General features: G+C 60.7%; 15 protein-coding genes and 1 riboswitch. Of the genes, 8 read left to right on the top strand and 7 right to left on the bottom strand.

Annotation, left to right across the window (positions count from 1 at the left end; all coding sequences use genetic code 11):
- Nucleotides 1–566: 566 nt before the first annotated feature.
- The 3 genes from AABA48_RS09285 to AABA48_RS09295 all read left to right on the top strand — a co-directional run bounded on the left by AABA48_RS09285 (nucleotide 567) and on the right by AABA48_RS09295 (nucleotide 4,152).
- Nucleotides 567–875: a DUF485 domain-containing protein gene (locus AABA48_RS09285; RefSeq protein WP_286350212.1), complete on the top strand. Its 309-nt coding sequence runs from the start codon at nucleotides 567–569 to the stop codon at nucleotides 873–875.
- A 15-nt stretch (nucleotides 876–890) separates the two neighbouring features.
- Nucleotides 891–2,858 carry a solute symporter family protein gene (locus AABA48_RS09290; RefSeq protein ID WP_286350213.1) on the top strand — a complete coding sequence of 656 codons (1,968 nt, stop codon included), beginning with the start codon at nucleotides 891–893 and terminating at the stop codon, nucleotides 2,856–2,858.
- 85 nt (nucleotides 2,859–2,943) lie between these two features.
- Nucleotides 2,944–4,152, top strand: a complete 1,209-nt coding sequence (locus AABA48_RS09295; protein ID WP_286350214.1) for a putative nucleotidyltransferase substrate binding domain-containing protein — start codon at nucleotides 2,944–2,946, stop codon at nucleotides 4,150–4,152.
- 5 nt (nucleotides 4,153–4,157) lie between these two features.
- On the opposite strand, the gene AABA48_RS09300 is transcribed toward AABA48_RS09295, so the two are convergent.
- From AABA48_RS09300 to AABA48_RS09320, 5 genes are all read right to left on the bottom strand, one after another.
- Nucleotides 4,158–7,202 carry a pilus assembly protein gene (locus AABA48_RS09300; protein WP_286350215.1) on the bottom strand — a complete coding sequence of 1,015 codons (3,045 nt, stop codon included), beginning with the start codon at nucleotides 7,200–7,202 and terminating at the stop codon, nucleotides 4,158–4,160.
- A 10-nt stretch (nucleotides 7,203–7,212) separates the two neighbouring features.
- Nucleotides 7,213–7,731 (bottom strand): PilX N-terminal domain-containing pilus assembly protein, encoded by a 519-nt coding sequence (locus AABA48_RS09305; RefSeq protein WP_286350216.1) that lies wholly within the window; start codon nucleotides 7,729–7,731, stop codon nucleotides 7,213–7,215.
- A 13-nt stretch (nucleotides 7,732–7,744) separates the two neighbouring features.
- Nucleotides 7,745–8,821, bottom strand: coding sequence for a PilW family protein (locus tag AABA48_RS09310; protein ID WP_286350217.1), 1,077 nt, complete (start codon nucleotides 8,819–8,821; stop codon nucleotides 7,745–7,747).
- A gap of 8 nt (nucleotides 8,822–8,829) precedes the next feature.
- On the bottom strand, nucleotides 8,830–9,246 hold the full coding sequence (locus tag AABA48_RS09315) for a type IV pilus modification PilV family protein (protein ID WP_286350218.1): 417 nt from the start codon (nucleotides 9,244–9,246) through the stop codon (nucleotides 8,830–8,832).
- Nucleotides 9,247–9,484: 238 nt separating this feature from the next.
- Nucleotides 9,485–10,252, bottom strand: coding sequence for a cytochrome C (locus AABA48_RS09320; protein WP_286350219.1), 768 nt, complete (start codon nucleotides 10,250–10,252; stop codon nucleotides 9,485–9,487).
- Between the two features lie 159 nt (nucleotides 10,253–10,411).
- On the opposite strand from AABA48_RS09320, the gene AABA48_RS09325 reads away from it, so the two are divergent.
- Both AABA48_RS09325 and AABA48_RS09330 read left to right on the top strand, forming a co-directional pair.
- Nucleotides 10,412–11,608, top strand: coding sequence for a pyridoxal phosphate-dependent aminotransferase (locus AABA48_RS09325; RefSeq protein WP_286350220.1), 1,197 nt, complete (start codon nucleotides 10,412–10,414; stop codon nucleotides 11,606–11,608).
- A 129-nt stretch (nucleotides 11,609–11,737) separates the two neighbouring features.
- Nucleotides 11,738–11,814: riboswitch (cyclic di-GMP riboswitch) on the top strand.
- A 62-nt stretch (nucleotides 11,815–11,876) separates the two neighbouring features.
- On the top strand, nucleotides 11,877–12,728 hold the full coding sequence (locus AABA48_RS09330) for a hypothetical protein (protein WP_119332144.1): 852 nt from the start codon (nucleotides 11,877–11,879) through the stop codon (nucleotides 12,726–12,728).
- Nucleotides 12,729–12,790: 62 nt separating this feature from the next.
- Here the strand turns inward: AABA48_RS09330 and sucD are convergent, their stop codons facing one another.
- Nucleotides 12,791–13,666 carry a succinate--CoA ligase subunit alpha gene (gene sucD, locus AABA48_RS09335; protein WP_010941720.1) on the bottom strand — a complete coding sequence of 292 codons (876 nt, stop codon included), beginning with the start codon at nucleotides 13,664–13,666 and terminating at the stop codon, nucleotides 12,791–12,793.
- Between the two features lie 88 nt (nucleotides 13,667–13,754).
- A complete protein-coding gene (sucC, locus tag AABA48_RS09340; RefSeq protein ID WP_286350221.1) occupies nucleotides 13,755–14,912 on the bottom strand; it encodes an ADP-forming succinate--CoA ligase subunit beta in 1,158 nt (385 codons plus the stop codon).
- Between the two features lie 148 nt (nucleotides 14,913–15,060).
- On the opposite strand from sucC, the gene AABA48_RS09345 reads away from it, so the two are divergent.
- The 3 genes from AABA48_RS09345 to AABA48_RS09355 all read left to right on the top strand — a co-directional run bounded on the left by AABA48_RS09345 (nucleotide 15,061) and on the right by AABA48_RS09355 (nucleotide 17,169).
- Entirely contained in the window at nucleotides 15,061–15,504 is a 444-nt protein-coding gene (locus AABA48_RS09345) for a tetratricopeptide repeat protein (RefSeq protein ID WP_286350222.1), read from the top strand.
- Between the two features lie 30 nt (nucleotides 15,505–15,534).
- Nucleotides 15,535–15,936: a secondary thiamine-phosphate synthase enzyme YjbQ gene (locus AABA48_RS09350; protein ID WP_286350223.1), complete on the top strand. Its 402-nt coding sequence runs from the start codon at nucleotides 15,535–15,537 to the stop codon at nucleotides 15,934–15,936.
- Between the two features lie 117 nt (nucleotides 15,937–16,053).
- Nucleotides 16,054–17,169, top strand: a complete 1,116-nt coding sequence (locus AABA48_RS09355) for a YeeE/YedE family protein (protein ID WP_286350224.1) — start codon at nucleotides 16,054–16,056, stop codon at nucleotides 17,167–17,169.
- Nucleotides 17,170–17,211 lie beyond the last annotated feature (42 nt).

Genomic DNA, 17,211 nt, shown 5'->3' on the forward strand with positions numbered 1-17,211 from the left:
GAAGGGAAACCTTCCCCCCTTTTTATTCTTTTTCATACCCTCGTTTGAAATCTGCCCCCTCTTCCCCATAAAATACCATTAGCAAATTCCCCTCACCCGATACGCATTTATTCATTTCAAAACGAACATTACCCCTCTTGGCACAAACGGCATACTCACCATATAGAGCAAAATAAACAATCTGTTTGCCGAATATACACAGATAAGCTTTTAATTTCGAGATGTTATACCTCATTTTAAGGCGACACAAAAAATTGTTGCAAAAAAATATACAGCCGTTATATTAATGGCGCGATACAGGCTTGTAAAATGTCGTTTTTTCAGAGTGTTTACACCATCTTTCCGACATCACACCAGTTGTAGCCCCCCGGCAACATTGCCATTTACAGCCCACCGGTCTCTTTGCCGGAGCCCTGCTCGAGCGGCAAGAAACAACCGGCTCATACCCGCATGCCCACTATGAAAGGAGGACAACAAACCGAAACCGAGGACGTCACAAGCGCTTCGGCCCAGGGCGGGACGCCGCTCTCGATGCGCTTACCACACATGAAAGGAGTAACTGAACCATGGCAGAAAAGCAGTATGACTGGAGCGCCATTGCGAAGAACCCCAAGTTCATCGAGCTCCACCGGAAAAAGACCACCTTCCTCGTTGGCTGGTGGGTCTTTTCGACCGTTTTCTATTTCCTCCTCCCCATCGGCGCAGCCTATGCCCCCGGCCTCTTCAAAATCAAGATCCTGGGAAGGATCAACTTCGGCTACCTGTTCGCCCTTTCCCAGTTCTTCGTCTCCTGGGGGATCGCCATGTACTACGCCCATGTGGCCAACAAAGACTTCGACCGGCTCACCCGCGAGCTGGTGGATGAGCTGAAGTAAGGAGGAATGAACCCGATGAAGAGACTCATTGCAGCGTTTTCCCTTGCCCTCTCCCTGGGCACATTCGCCTGGGCCAGCGAACCGGCCAAAGCCCCGGCCGCGCCCCAGGAGCAGGCCGTCGCGGCCCCTGCCCAGGCTGCGGCGCCGACCCCGGCCGCGCCTGTTGCCGAAAAGGCCGCCGTGCCGGCGGCACCGGCCGAGAAGAAGCACGAACTGAAGGCCAACCCGATGGTTACCATCCCCATCTTCCTGGCCATCATCGGCGCCACCATGATGGTTGTCGTCTGGTCGGCCAAGCAGACCAAGTCGGCCGCCGACTTCTACACCGCCGGCGGCGGCATCACCGGAACCCAGAACGGATGGGCCATCGCGGGCGACTACATGTCCGCCGCCTCCTTCCTGGGGATTTCGGGTATCATTTCCCTCTACGGCTACGACGGGTTCATGTACTCGGTCGGCTGGCTCGTGGCCTACATCACGGTGCTCCTGATCGTGGCCGAGCCCTGCCGCAACGCTGGGAAGTTCACCCTGGGAGACATCCTCTCCTTCCGGACCGAGCCCAAGTCGGTGCGAGCCGTAGCCGCCATCTCCACCGTTGCCGTTTCCACCTTCTACCTGACCGCCCAGATGGTTGGTGCAGGCAAGCTCATGCAGCTGCTACTCGGCATCCCCTACAAGACCGCCGTCATCGGCGTCGGTATCCTCATGGTCGGCTACGTCGTGTTCGGCGGCATGACCGCAACCACCTGGGTTCAGATCATCAAGGCCGGTCTCCTCATGACCGGTGCAGCGCTTCTTTCCGTCCTGGTCGGCCTCAAGTCCGGCATGAACCCGTTCCAGTTCTTCAACGACATCGCCACCAGCCCCAACGTCATCGAGCATGTGCAGAAGGTGGTTCTCAAGGACCCCGTTGCTGTGGCCGGCTTCGATTACGGGCAGCGCTTCCTTGAGCCGGGACTCTTCCTGAAGAACCCGCTCGACCAGATCTCTCTCGGCATGGCGCTAGTGCTCGGTACCGCCGGCATGCCTCACATCCTGATGCGCTTCTTCACCGTGCCCACGGCACAGGCTGCCCGCAAGTCCGTTATCATCGCCATGTTCATCATCGGCTCCTTCTACATCCTGACCACGCTGCTCGGCTTCGGCGCCGCCATTCACGTTACTCCTCAATCCATCATGCAGGTGGACAAGGGTGGCAACATGGCCGCCATGATGCTCGCCCAGCAGCTGGGTGGCGACATCCATCCCTTCGTGGGCGACCTGCTCCTGGCGTTCCTCTGCGCCGTTGCCTTCGCCACCATCCTCGCCGTTGTCTCGGGTCTGGTTCTGGCTGCTTCTGCTGCCATCGCCCACGACATCTACGTGAACGTGATCAAAGGGGGCCACGCCGACCAGCACGAGCAGGTGAAGGCCGCCCGGATCACCTCCTTCGTGGTCGGCGCCTGCGGCATCGCCATCGGCATCGCCGCTGAGAAGCAGAACGTCGCCCATCTGGTGGCCCTGGCCTTTGCCGTTGCCGCCTCGGGCAACCTGCCGGTCGTGGTTCTCTCCCTCTTCTGGAAGAAGTTCAACACCGCCGGCGTCGTGGCGGGCCTGGTGACCGGCACCATCGTGTCCATCGCCCTGGTGATGGTCTCCCCCAACATGACCTATCCGAAGAAAGTGGCAGAAGATGCGCAAAAGGTGGTGGTAAAACTGGAGGAGAAGCAGGCCGGCGGCGCGGTTCTTACCGAGAAGGAAATGAAGGACCTCGAAAAGGCCAAGGCAGACTACGCGAAGAACAAGGACGGCAAGTCGATGCTCGGTCTCGACAAGCCGCTCTTCAACCTGAAGAATCCGGGGGTGGTATCCATCCCGCTGGGCTTCATAGTGGCAATCGTCGCGGCCCTTGCCTTCCCGAGCCGGCGTTCCGAGGAAATGTTCGACGAACTGTACGTCCGCCAGAATACCGGCATCGGCATTGCCAAAGCAGTGGACCACTAACTGGCTGTCCACGAATCAAACATTGTGTTACACTCTGGGGGAAGGTCAGCCTTCCCCCTTTTTTTGCCTTCGGAGCGCCCAGCAGATGCCCCAGAGCGTTGAACAGCACATAGCCGGAATAATGGATCGGGTAAGGGATTTCGCCCGATTCCTGGATCGGGATGAAGTGGCGCTGGTCCTGGCGGAACTGCGGGAGATGTTCGCCCGCGAGCTGCGGGCCACGGAAGGGTTTGCTTCCCACGAGCGCGAACTCCACGGCCGGATTCACGACGAATCCGATTACCAGCAGTTGCGTGCCATCCATGACGAACTGAACGTGCTGGAGATGGAACGGTTCCTCGCCATCAGCTCCGTGGCGGCTCTGCACGCCAATTGCACTGAATACCGGGACATCCTGGCCGACCGAGCGCTTGCCCTGGCAGAGGAGGAGATGGAGCAAAACGGCCATGGCCGACCTCCCCGCCCCTATGCCCTCTGCAGCATGGGAAGCGACGGTCGTGAGGAGCAGACCCTCATCACGGACCAGGATTACCTGATTGTCTATGGGGACGGGGGCGGCGAGGCGGCCGATGAATGGTTCCGGGAGTTCTCGGAACTGATCGTGGAGCGGCTGGCACAGATCGGGTTCAAGAAGTGCACCGGCGACATCATGCCGTCGAACCCCACCTGGCGCGGCTCGCTCTCCCAGTGGCGACGCAAGCTTCTGGCCATTGTCCGTTACGAATACGAGGACTACGCCAAGAACCTCATGGACCTGATCGTGATCTCCGATGCGCGGCACGTGGCCGGTGACCGGAACCTGGCGGAAACGCTCACCTCAACCATCAGGGCGTTGGAAAAGGATTATTTCCAGGTGCTCTGGGGCATGGCCAAGGCAGCCACGGAAATGAAACTGGCTCTGGGATTTCTCAAACGGCTCTGGACCGAGGGATCCGGGGAACACAAGGGGGAGTTCAACCTGAAGCTGCTGGCCTGGGCGCCGCTGGTGATGAACGTCCGCATCCTCGCCATCAACCAGGGGGTGCCGGCCACCAATACCGTGAAGCGGATCGAGCACCTGGCCCGGGAGGGGAGCTTCTCGCCCCCGTTCGCCCACGGACTCGTGGAAGCCTACGAGGTGCTCACCCGCCACCGGATTCTTCTTCAGATCAAGGTCATAAAGGGAATTCAGAAGAGCTCCTACTACCTGAACCCGTACACCCTGCCCGCTGAAGAGCGTGAAGCGATCCGTCAGGCCCTGCTCCGGATCGAGGACCTGCAGCGGACCATCCACACCAACTTCTCGATCATGTAGCGCCGTCACTTGAGCTGGCGCCAGCTCCGCAGGCCGATCTGGCTATGCCCGCCTCCCTCCAGCAGTTTGATGATTTCTCCCGTGGTCTTGGTGATGTACTTGTACTCGTGCTCATCTCCGGCCCCCACGATGGCAGGCGTCGATGCGAGACCGTCCCCCAGGAGGGTGCCGGTGGGCTTCACCTTGAGATCGCCGAGTACCGTGTCGCCATAATCTACCTTCCCGTCCAGATTCACATCGAATACCGGCCTGATCACTTCCCCGCCGGTGTCCATATTCAGCTCCATGAGCCAACTGATCCCGCCGAAACTGCAGGCATTGGTACTGGGGATGAAGGTGGTGAAGATTATCTTGCGCGACCGGGCCACCGGATCGGTGATCACCCGCTCCCCAGCCACGGGAAGGTCCAGGTACCACCCCTTGCTCAGGCCGATCGGATTGTTCGACGAGGTGCGCCAACTGCCCCCTCCTTCGTCGACCCGGGTAACCGTCTGGGCGGTCAGGTCGGCACGGGTGAGCAGGGCCCCGTTGGCAGCCTGGGCGTTATCGGGGTTGCTGGTGCTGTTGTAATCATAGACCCCGTAAAAGGTCTGGGTCTGGGTAGATGAGATGTCCGTGGACTCATAGTATTTGCCGGTGCCAAAAAAGACGATCTGGTAGCCGCCGCGCAGAACCACGTCGGGGGCCGTTGTGATCGGCTGGACACTGCCCGCGGCAGTTTTCGCCCGGAACAGGGCCACGGGAGTCCCCGATCGTTTCCAAGCCACGTCCCAGGTGCTCCTGTTACTGCTGGAGAGGTCGAACTTCCAGAGGTGGCCCGTCAAATCTCCGGCATACACATAGTCCACAAAGCCGTCGGCATTCCTGTCAATGGCGGCCGGCGTGGCGAGGCCGTTGGGCGAGACGCCGCTGAAGGTGCTCGCATCCGCGACGATCTCCCGAATAACCGCCCCCGTTGCCAGGTCAGCCACGATCAGGGTTGCGGCACGCCCCGAGGTGGTCCCCTCGTAACCATTGGCCAGCAGCGCAACCCAGCGGAAGCCGCCCGACTGGGAACTATCCTTGAGCTTGACGATCAGGGGGGTGCCGAAGGAATATCCCAGCCCCACCACCGTACCGCTCGTTTCGCTTGGTGAAGTATTGGTGATCTCCCAGAGGGGAATCGGGTTGGTGGCATCGGTCACATCCAGGGCGAAATAGCCCTTGCCTCCCTCCCGCAGGCCGCAGACCGCAATGGTACGCCAGGAAGACGATGTTTCGGACTTGCCGTCGAGGCCTTTGGCGGTAATGAACGCATCGCCCACCGTGATCGCGCCGTTGACGTAGTTGGTGTGAGTATACGGGGTGGCACGGAGCAGTTTCAGCTTGGGCAGGAGGATATTCGGAATAAAGGCCCACTCCTCGGCACCAGTATCGGCATTGAACGCATGCAGCATCCCGTCGTTGGCCCCGGCCAGGATCAGTGACTGGCGCGTGGCGTTGTTTCGCTTGAACGTGGCGTAGTTGTTGTCGCTGTAGTAACCGTCCGGCGGCCCGAGAATGACCGGAGCCGACTGGACCATGTCGCCGAGCTTGCTCGCCCGATGCCGATAACCGGCCGGTTCGGCATCGCCCCGCACGTAGCCGATCATGGACGCGGTGCTTGCCGACGAGAAATTCATGAACCCGGCAGGGGCAAGGGTGGCTGCATTGGCGGAGGTAAAGTCGACCCGCCGGTACACTCCCGATTGGACGCCGGCAGTATAGACAGTGCGGGCGGAATTGGCATTCAGCAGCGCCCCGGCCTCCCACTTCGGCGAATTGGGATAGCCGGTAACGGCACCGTTTGCCTTGTTGATGCCGTAGGCCTCCAGGTAGCCGCTCCAATCGGTCGAATCGAACCGGGCCCGGTAGAGCGTGGTGTTTGAGGTGAGATATGAGGTGCTGACCGCCACGGCGCTGGCGGAAGACTGTCTGCCGAGGATCTCGTTGACGGCGTTCTGGAGAGCCGTTGCCAGGTCGATGCCCGACGTGGTGGTGTAGTAGGAGCCGCCACCGTTCTCGGCGGTCGTCCGAAGGAGGCTGCTGTCAATGGTCATGCCGATGGTGTAGGTGGTGACGCTCTGGGTGCCGCCATAGGCTGAGGTTGCGTCGCTGCTGTTCATATGGGCGGCCACATCGGCCAGGTGGCTGTCGGCATCCGCGGCATTGTCGCACCCATGGGAGCTGAAGTCTCCCCGGTAGCAGCCGTCATAGGTCGGTTCGCCGTCGGTCACCACAATGGTGAAACTCTTCTGGCAACTGGATGTGATGGGGCTCGCATAGGAAACGCCGGAGTTATAGAGGGAAGTCCCCCCTTTAAAGTACTGCCAGACCTCAGACAGGGCCTCGCCCAGGGGGGTCCAGGTTTCGGCGCTGACCCCGTTCACGCTCGTGTCGACGTTGGCTGAGGTCAGGTCGCCGCAGTTTCTGACAATGCTCCCGCCGTCAGTCTGCTTCCTGCCGAACCTGTCATAGCCGTCCACATTCAGCTTCGCCAGCCCGAACCTGACGCCTGACACGGTCTTGACCAGATTGCTGATGACCCCCCGCGCCGTCTGGATCCGGGTTTTCTGGAGCGCGGCATCCGCGCTCACCGTGCTGTGCTGGCTCGATGTCGCATGATAAAACAGCCAGTTGAGATAGTTCCCGTCCCAGCGGGTATCGTCATAGGGAAGCGGGAGCTTGATGGTGACGCTGTTTTTAGTGAAGTTACCCTTTTTGTCGTCCCGGACATAGTCGTTTCCGGTCGACAGATAGTGATAGCCGTTACTGGTTGTCTGATAGTAGGTCCGGTCGTTGTCGAACCCGCCGCTGTAACGGGTTTTGGGATCGAACGCCGAGTGCTGCATGATGGTGTCCATGCTGCCCGAGTTGTCGAGCAGGATCATGACGTTGGGCTGGGAGATATTGAGCAGGAACAGAGGGATCTGCGAGACCGCTGCCAGTGCCAGGGAAGCGACGACCCCGGCAAAGGCCATCCCCGCAGCCAGCAGGGCAAATTTCTTGAGAGTCGTATTGTCGGTGCTCATGGCAGGCTTCCTAATAGGCAGCAGTGGTGACCACCTGGATTTGCCTCGTGACGGTGGCGTTCCTGTTTTCACCTTCGGACGTAATCCGGTAGTAGTGAACCATCGCCCCGGCCGATGTGGATGTCCCCTGCTTGGCGCTCTCGCCCCCCGCATAGGAAGCAGGTGCGTTCTTCAGGTGCTGGATGTAGTAACGAAATCTGCCGCTCACCACTCCGTCTGCCGTGACCGACTCGTCATCGCTCCATACGGTGGCTGCGGTCGGTCGGGAGGTAGTGGTGTTGCTGAACCACGGGGCAGGGTTAAGCTGGTTTTCAGGCGCGGAACCCTGGTTCGCCAGCCACGACAAGCCTGCTTTCACCCCGGATTCAGCGGCAAAAAAAGCCTTCTGGGATTCCTGGTAATGGGTGCTGAAGAGCATATCCATGAGGGTTGTCCGGTACAGGATCGCCACCATCAGGGAAAGCACCACCATCAGAACAAGGGCCAGCGCCAGGGCGGCTCCCCGGTTGTTTGTCAGTGGGCGGGCCATCGCATCTCCCTTTTCACATATCCCTGACGGCAAGGTTTCGCAGCGAGATTGTCGTACTCATCACCATCCGGCGATACCCTCCCCCGCTCCGGGCCACACCGTTGCCGTCGTCCCCGGTGAGCCGTATGGAATCTCCGTCCCCGTATTGTCGATCAGGCCTTGCCGTTCGCACGATAATGCTGATCCGCACAGCCCTCAGCTTGTCGACGTCGTGGTCGGGGTCGTCGGTGACGGGGGCATCGAGCCACGTGCCATCCCTGAAGTGATATTTGACCTGAAAATCCTCGACTCCCGAGGCGACCGGCCGCTCTTCCACTGCACCGGTCAGGCCGGCCTGGGACTGCCGGCGCAGGTTCATACCGGCATCCACGTAGTACCTCACGGTGCGGAGGGCCTCGGGGGCCAGTCTCAGCACCTTGGCCCCAACCGGATAGCCTCCCGGTGGAAACAGGTTGACGGCAGGGTTGGACGGATTGTAGAAGGAGGCCAATGGCCCGTCGCCCGCTCCGTTGCCGTGTTTGACCGACAATCCGCCGGCGGACGTCGTATCCGTTACCATCAGGATTGAGCCGTACTTGGCAAGATCAGTGGGATCGTAGATGATGATCAGGTCGTTAGCGTTAATCCCGTCGGTCGAACTGACCGGGGTATTGCTCGACGATGGCGGCGGGACACTTCCTGACAGGGTAATGTCCGGCATCGCGTCGGAGGGCTGATCGCAATAACGGATGGCGATGGAATCGGTATCCGCCGCCGGCACTGCCGCCTTGGGGGAGCCGAAGACGTTTGCCTCGGCAACCGCGTAGAAATTATCGGTAACCGTGCCGACCCCCTTGTTGTAGAACCGTATCTTCAGGTTACCCACATCGCTCAGGCCATAGCCTGTCATCCGCAGGTCCCGCTCCATGGCAGTCATGGCCAGCCGTGCTTGCTGCTGCATCCGGACGGTCTCTTCCCGAACGAGGTATTCGTGCTGCCCGCGAAGGAACACTGCTGAAACGCCGGCCGTGATAATCGCGAAGATCACGATCACCACCAGCACCTCAACAAGGCTGTACCCCTTTGTGCCACCAGACCGGAATACCGTCATCGCCGCCTCTAGTAGTCCCGCTTCAGCATGGTGAACGTTCTCGACCTCTCGCGGCCGTTGCTGCTCCATCTGACCCTGACCGTAACGGTCTTGATCCCCGCCTCAGGGACATTGTCCTCCACCTTCACCTCCCTGACATAGCCCACTGCTGAGGCATTTGCGGTGGTATAGGGTTCAAAAGCCCCCCCGGTGGCAGACAGCGAACCGTAACTGCGGGCAGTGAACCGCTCCAGCATATCCTGGCCGAGACTGGCCGCCATGGTCATGTCGCGGGTGAACCTGCCGGAATTGATTGACATCCAGAGGACCATGATGACCGATAGAAAGCCGACCACCAGAATCAGCAGCGCAATGAGCATCTCCACGAGACTCATGCCCTGCTGGCTTGAAAGACATCCTCTGATCATCTCTCCCGGCTTCGTCATTTCCTTGGCCCCGATTTCCGTCTTTTTGACTTCATCTTGCCCCGCAACGATACCCCACTATCATGCGCAGCAACGCCCATGCCAAACCGCCGGGAACCGCAGTCTGCACATAAGGCAGGGGATGCGGAGAAACCCGACGAGAGGCATCGGCACCATACTATGAAAAACATGCGGCGTCATGTCCCTCGAGAGCGGGCATATGGCCGGAGGTCACAGCGGGGCGTTTCCAGCGCGGCGCTCAGCGTTTTGCCGCCGGATAGCCGGCACAGACCCGCTCCGCCTCAGTGAGCAGGTCCATCATCTCACCGGCGGAGCCAGGCGGAGGCGCATCAACCAGCTGATGTTCCATGCATTCAGAAAAACTCCGAAAGGGTGGCGGGGCGGCATCCGGCGCAACCGGTAACCGACGGCGCGCCGGGGCCTTAGTTTCCGGCACCGCTTTGCCGTGCGTCCTGCCGGCGGCCTTGCGTGCCGGCGATGCGGCCGGCTCCTGCAGATCAGCGGCGGCCCGGGGGTTATCGGTGTAATATGCGCTTCCGTCCCGCGCCTTCAGCTTGTACAGCACCATGGGCGGTGGCGGGGGAGAGGGAGGGGCCTCGGTAGCCGTCTGTTCCGGAAGCGGTTCTACTGATCGGTCGGAGGCGACCACTCCCTCGGGACTCCCAACCGGAGCAGCGCTGGTGGCCGGCTCACGAGATTCGCGAAGGACCGGTATCAATGCCGTTGGCTCTATTTCACTCTCAGGCTTGCGGGCCGTCGACACCGGGGGATGCGCACCGGCGGGGATGGCAAAACCATTCTTGAGAAAGGCCGTCCCGAACTCATTGAGTTTCGGAATCCTGGAATGACACCCATCACACTGCATGCCGTATTTTCTGGCAAAGGCCGACATGGCCGAAGCATCGGCAGTCAGCCATAGCGACGCAGACACTGCAACCAGAATCCGCAACTTCCACCAGTTCACCGCCATCGTACCCCCATTGCCTGCCCGTACTCGTTCATTCACGACGACCTCTCACCGGCTGCCATCAGCGCACCATAATAGTAAGCAATTCTCATTCCTTCAACAGGCAAACGCATGAGCACTCCCGTTAATCCCCCCTCTTGCCCTTCCCCCTCCCCTGTGTTACAAGCTGATATACATTATTTTCCACAGAGGTTCGCCATGCCCATCGCCACGAAAATCGCCGGCCACATTTCCAAGTCGTCATGGATTCGCAAAATGTTCGAGGAGGGGGAGCGGCTGCGGCAGATCCACGGCGCCGACAATGTGTACGACTTCACCATCGGCAATCCCGACACGGAGCCGCCCGAGCAGTTCCGGGAAGAACTCCTCAACCTGGCCCGGCACCCCGTGCCCGGCATGCACCGCTATATGAGCAACGCCGGCTATGCGGAAACCCGCGGTGCCGTGGCCGAAGTCCTTTCCGAGGCGGCAGGCTTCGAGGTGAAGGCCGATCACGTCATCATGACCTGCGGGGCCGGCGGCGCCCTCAACGTGGTCCTGAAGACCATTCTCAACCCGGGGGAAGAGGTGATCATCCTGGCCCCCTACTTCGTGGAATACAAGTTCTACATCGACAACCACGGTGGCGTGCCACGGGAGGTCTGGACCGACCGCGAGACCTTCCAGCTCGACGTGGCGGCCATCGAGGCGGCCATGACCGCCAAGATCCGGGCGATCATCATCTGCTCGCCCAACAACCCCACCGGTGTCATTTATCCCGAAGAGAGCCTGGCTGCTCTGGGCGAGATGGTGGCACGGATGGAGCGGCGCTTAGACCGCCAGATCTACGTTATCTCCGACGAGCCCTATGCCCGCATCAGCTACGACGGCAAGCAGGTGCCGAACATCTTCCGGTTCGTACAGAGCTCTGTCATCGTCACCTCCCACAGCAAGGACCTGGCCCTGCCCGGCGAGCGGATCGGCTATCTGGCGGCCAATCCCCGCGCCCGCGGTGTGGACCAGTTCATGGAAGGGGCGGTCTTCTCCAACCGGGTGCTCGGTTTCGTGAATGCGCCGGCCCTCATGCAGCGGCTCGTGGCCAAGCTGCAGCGGTCCTCCGTGGACATCGGCGAATACCAGGCCAAGCGGGACCTGTTCTACGACAGCCTCACCGCCATGGGGTTCCGGATGGTGAAGCCCGACGGCGCCTTCTACCTCTTCCCCCAATCGCCGCTGGCAGATGATGTGGCGTTCGTCACCATGGCCCAGAAGCACCGCATCCTGCTCGTCCCCGGTGCCGGCTTCGGCGCGCCCGGCTTCTTCAGGATCGCCTACTGCGTGGATCGGGGAGTCATCGAACGGAGCCTGCCCGCATGGCGGGAGCTGGCTCGCGATGTGGGCCTTGCGGGGGCATGAAACCAGCCGGAAATTCAAGGCAATTTCATTGCTGAACCTGAATCGTAACATTCTTCAACTTGACATTCCGGATTGAAATACATTAAGGTATGAATCACTTTTCGACATAGCATCACACCTGCCGCAGATACACGACAATACTAAACCATCCGCGAGGATGGGACGGAAAGCCCACAGGGTCTCACCGAGACAGCCGGGTCGCCGAATTATCACTCGATATTCAGGCGATCCGGCTTTTTGTTGTGGCGACGATCAAGGAGGAAACATTATGACCATTGGTAAGAAAATACAGGAAATGGCGGTGTGGATCGAATTCCTGGTTGGATCAGGTCTGGCGATCTTCTTCCACCTGGTGCTTCATTATGAACAGGCCGCTTACGTGATCTTCGGCATCGGCATCCTGCTGGCTCTGGTCACCTACCTGATCCGGGAGGACATTGAAAAAAACCGCGCGCACCTGGTTGAGCAGTATCATCAGGCCCATGAAATCCCCTTTGCCATGGCCAGCATCACTGACCCCGAATGCCTGGCAAAGGCCCACGAGCTGATCGCCGGCACCCGGCGCACCATCACGATTCTCCAGCAGGGATACATTCCACTGGACGAGAATGAGTTCTACCTGGAAGGGGCGAAGCTGTCCGATCAGACGGTGCGCGAAATACGCGCCGTTGATCCGTTGACGGTGGGATGGTGGACCAGGGGCGCCCTGGTCAATTTTTACCAGGCAAACCTGCGCGCCTTGGACCGCGGAGTGAGGATCAGGCGGATATTTGTCGTAAACCGGGAAGAACTTGGAGAGCCGGAGGTGCAGAAGGTGCTCCTCAGCCACTACCGCGACGACATCGACATCCGGATCGTGTACCGGGACGAGCTGCCGGCAGCGGGCGAGATCATCGGCCGCGACACCAACAGCTCATTCGACTTCGCCCTCTACGACGACCGGGTGGCCACCGATGTCTTTGCCCATCCGGGCAAGTACTATGGCAGAAAAACGGCCCAGCCCATGGAAGTGGCCAAGTACCGGCACCTCTACGACCTCATTGAGCACAGTGCCCACGCGGTCAGCGAGGATGGGGACAGGATCGTGCCGTCGGCCGAGGTCATGCCCCTCGCCTCGTGAAATGAACGAAAAAACCCGTACCCCGCGAGGGTACGGGCTCTGTCACAGGATGACGGAACCGTCTAGCCCTTGCCCAGGGCTTCCAGCATCGCAACACCCATCTTCGTGGGACTGGTGGCTACCACCACCCCGCATTCGGAGAGGGTGCGGATCTTGTCCTCGGCCTTTCCCTTGCCGCCGGTGATGATGGCGCCGGCATGCCCCATCCGCTTGCCCGGAGGGGCGGTGACGCCGGCAATGAAGGATGCCACCGGCTTCTTCATGTTTTCCTTGATCCAGTAAGCCGCTTCCTCCTCGGCGGTGCCGCCGATCTCGCCGATCATGAAGACGGCCTCGGTATTCTTGTCCTCATTGAAGAGCTTGAGCACGTCAATGAAGTTCATGCCGATGATCGGGTCGCCGCCGATGCCGACGCAGGTGGACTGACCGAGCCCCGCCTCGGTGATCTGTTTGACCGCCTCGTAGGTGAGGGTGCCGCTGCGTGAGACCACGCCGATCTTTCCGGGCTTGTGAATATAGCCGGGCATGATCCCCACCTTGCACTCGCCCGGGGTGATGACGCCAGGGCAGTTCGGTCCCACGAGCCGGGTCCGGCTCTCCTGGAGGATGCGCTTCACCGGAACCATGTCGCGCACCGGGATTCCTTCGGTGATGCAGACCGCCAGTTCCAGTCCCGCGTCGGCCGCCTCAAGGATGGCGTCGGCCGCGGCCGGCGGCGGGACGAAGATCATGGATACATTGGCCCCGGTGTACCTGACCGCTTCCTCGACGCTGTTGAAGACCGGAATCCCTTCGATGTGAATTCCCCCCTTGCCGGGGGTGACGCCGGCCACGATCCTGGTGCCGTAGTCCCGGCACTGCTGGGTATGGAAGAGGCCACTGCGGCCGGTTATGCCCTGAACGACTATTTTCGAATCGCTGTTGATGAGTATGGACATTGATGATCTCCGTCAATTGATGTGTAGGGGCAAACCTTGTGTTTGCCCTGACAGAAGGCGACCACAAGGATCGCCCCTACGGACCCGTTCACCCGAGCATCCCCACGATCCGTTCCGCCCCCTCGCCCAGGGAGTCGGCGGTCTGGACGTTGAGCCCCGATTCGACCAGCAGTTGCTTCCCTTCCGCCACCTTGCTGCCGTCCATCCGGACCACGATCGGCAGGGTGCAGTGCACCTCGCTGGCAGCCTCGATGATCCCCTGGGCGATCACGTCGCAGCGCATGATCCCGCCGAAGATGTTGACGAAGACCCCCTTCACGTCCGCATCCTCCAGGATGATCTTGAAGGCCTCGGCCACCTTCTCGCGGGTGGCACCGCCGCCGACGTCCAGGAAGTTGGCCGGCTCGCCGCCGAACTCCTTGAGCACGTCGAGAGTGGCCATGGCGAGCCCCGCGCCGTTGACCATGCAGCCGATATTGCCGGACAGCTTGATGTAGGAGAGATCGTACTTGCCGGCATTGATCTCCAGGGTGTCGAGCTGGGAGTAATCCATCATGTCCGGGTATTCCCGGTGCCGGAAGATGGCGTTGTCGTCAAAATTGATCTTTGCGTCCATGGCCATGAGCCAGCCGGCCCGGGTGACCACCAGGGGGTTGATCTCGACCAGTGAGCAGTCCTTTTCCAGAACCACCTTGTAGAGATTGAGCATCAGCTCCACGCAGTCCTCGCAGAGGGTGCCGGAAAGCCCGAGGGCCAGGGCGATGCGGCGGGCCTGGAACGGACGGAGGCCCGTGTAGGGGTCGATGGTGAGAACATGAATCTTGTCGGGGGACTTCTGGGCCACCTCCTCGATGTCCACCCCCCCTTCGGCCGAAGCGATGAGGCAGTAGCGAGAGGTGGAACGGTCGAGGGTAATGGAGAGATAGAACTCGCGGGCGATCTCGACGGCCTCCTCCACCAGGATGCGGCGGACCTTGAGACCTTCGGGACCGGTCTGGGGGGTGACGAGGCGACGCCCGAAAAGCTCCTTGCCGTAATCCTGGGCCTGCTCAGGATAATGGACCAGCTTGACGCCGCCGGCCTTGCCGCGCCCGCCGGCATAGATCTGGGCCTTGATGACGCAACGCCCACCCATCTCCTTGGCCGCCCGCTCCACCTGGTCGGAGGTGAGGGCCACACGCCCCCGGGGAACCGGGATGCCGTAGGCGCTCAGTATTTCCTTTGCCTGGTACTCATGAATGTTCATGACGCCCCCTTTAGTATTAATAAAACGGTTTTATGTATACCATAAGCGTAACGTGAATGGTAAGACAAATTCAAACGATCAACCTTAACTGTTTACTCCTGTCGTCAACGATTTATAATACTACCAGACTATGCCCAGGGAGGAAGCCGTGCCCGGAACTGAACTTCAGGAACTTGTCGCCCGCGGGATGAAGGCTGCCAACAGCGGAAGGACCGCTGCAGCACTCGAATGCTTCGAACGGGCGGTGAAGCTGCAGAGCACCCCTGTCAACTGGTCCTATCTCGCCTTCTGCGTTGCCCGGGAGCGGCAACAGTTCGAGCATGCTACCCGGCTCTGCGAGGAGGCGGTTCGCCGTGAACCCCGCAGCTCGGTCCTCTATCTGAACCTGGGGAAGGTTTACCTCCTTTCCGGTCGCAAGGACGACGCCATCAGAACCTTTCGCCAGGGGCTCCTCTATGAGCGCAACACCTTGATCGAATCAGAGCTGCGCAGGCTCGGCCTGCGGAAACCGCCGGTCCTGAACTTTCTTGCCCGAGAACACCCCGTTAACAAATATCTCGGCATTATGCTGAAAAAGTTGAAGATAAGATGAGCCCGCCGGGCGATTGGGAGGAGGGACGTGATGATCAGGCACCTGGAATTCAAGAGCAGATCGCGAACCGACATGATCGACATCACGTCCGCGGTGCAGGAGCAGGTGCGGTCCGCCGCCGTCCGGAACGGCGTGTGCCACGTGTTCGTGCTTCACACCACGGCGGGAATCACCATCAACGAAGGGGCCGACCCGGCTGTTCAGCGCGACATGGTCAACTTTCTCGATCGGCTTGTCCCTATCGATCCCTACTTCACCCATGCGGAAGGAAATTCTGACGCACACATCAAATCAACCCTCACGGGAACCTCGCTAACGGTCTTCATTGTGGAGGGGAAATTGCTGCTCGGCAGCTGGCAGTCGATCTACCTCTGTGAATTCGACGGGCCGCGTCATCGACGGGTGGCCGTCAAGGTGGTACCCGACCCCTGACGCAACGGCGATGAAATCAGGAGGTCCGCCGCTCAAGTTTCCTGCCGTATTGCCGATAAAGATACTAATGAAAGCATGCCTACCCGATAGTGCCCGGATCAGGGCACAGTCCCGAGCATGACCGGGAATCCCGCATCCCTTGTGGCAGCCGGCCTGCTGCTGGGAATGGTCGCGGGATTCGTCATGCACCGTTCCGACTTCTGCATGGCGGGCGCGTTTCGCGACCTGTTCCTCTTCGGCAGCGCCACTATGCTCAGGCCGGTACTGCTGATGTCAGCGGCTGCCATGGTCCTGTTCGAGGTCGCACGCGTGTGCGGGTTGGTGCCGCTGTACCCCTTCCCCCTTTTCGGAACACCCTCCGCGTCGAACCTTGCGGGAGGCGCCATCTTCGGCGTCGGCATGGTGCTGGCGGGAGGGTGTGTCGTGGGGACCCTCTACCGGATCGGGGCGGGAAACGCCGCCGCCATGGTCACACTGGCGGGGCTCATGACAGGGAGCGCGCTCTACGCAGAGATCCACCCCGTCTGGAAGCGCCTGGCCGACGCCACCGCCATGCCGGCACTGGGAGTCACGGTGCCGGCGTTTCTGGGGATTGAACCCTATTGGCTCACAACGCCGCTGTCCATCGTAGCCGCCCTGGTCGTCCTCCACTGGCAACGCCGGGGCATGCTGACCCGCCACGCGCAGGTGGAAGGCTACCTCCAGCCGTGGCGGACGGCGCTGGCGCTGGCAGGGGTCAGCCTCCTGTCCGTGATGGCCACCACCATGCCGCTGGGGGTGACTACGTCCTACACAAAGGCGGGAGGATGGCTTCTCGACCGAGTCATCCCCGGGCATGTTGCCGAACTTCACTACTTTCGGGCGCTCCCGCTCAACCTTGCGGCAACGACGCCCCTCGGGGAAGTGCCCCTTATCGGCGGGCCCGCGCCGGGATCGGACGCAATCGTGCTCGTCCAGGTACCGGTCATCGCCGGAATCATCGCGGGCAGCGCGCTTTCCGCACTCCTGCTGGGAGAGCTCGGCCTCCGCTATCGCATCCCGGCCCGGCAGTACCTGGCCGCCTTAACCGGAGGGATACTCATGGGCCTTGCCGCACGAATGGCCCCCTCCTGCAACATCTGGCACCTGGCCGGAGGGCTGCCGATCCTGGCGTGGCAAAGCATCATCTTTACAGCAGGGCTCCTGGCCGGAGCCTGGCTGGGGAGCAGGATCATCATCCGGCTTCTTGCATGACCCGCACCGGACGGGCTTCGGGACCATCTCGCGACAGAGGTT

The sequence above is a fragment of the Geobacter sp. 60473 genome (assembly GCF_036323535.1).
Taxonomy (GTDB): domain Bacteria; phylum Desulfobacterota; class Desulfuromonadia; order Geobacterales; family Geobacteraceae; genus Geobacter; species Geobacter sulfurreducens.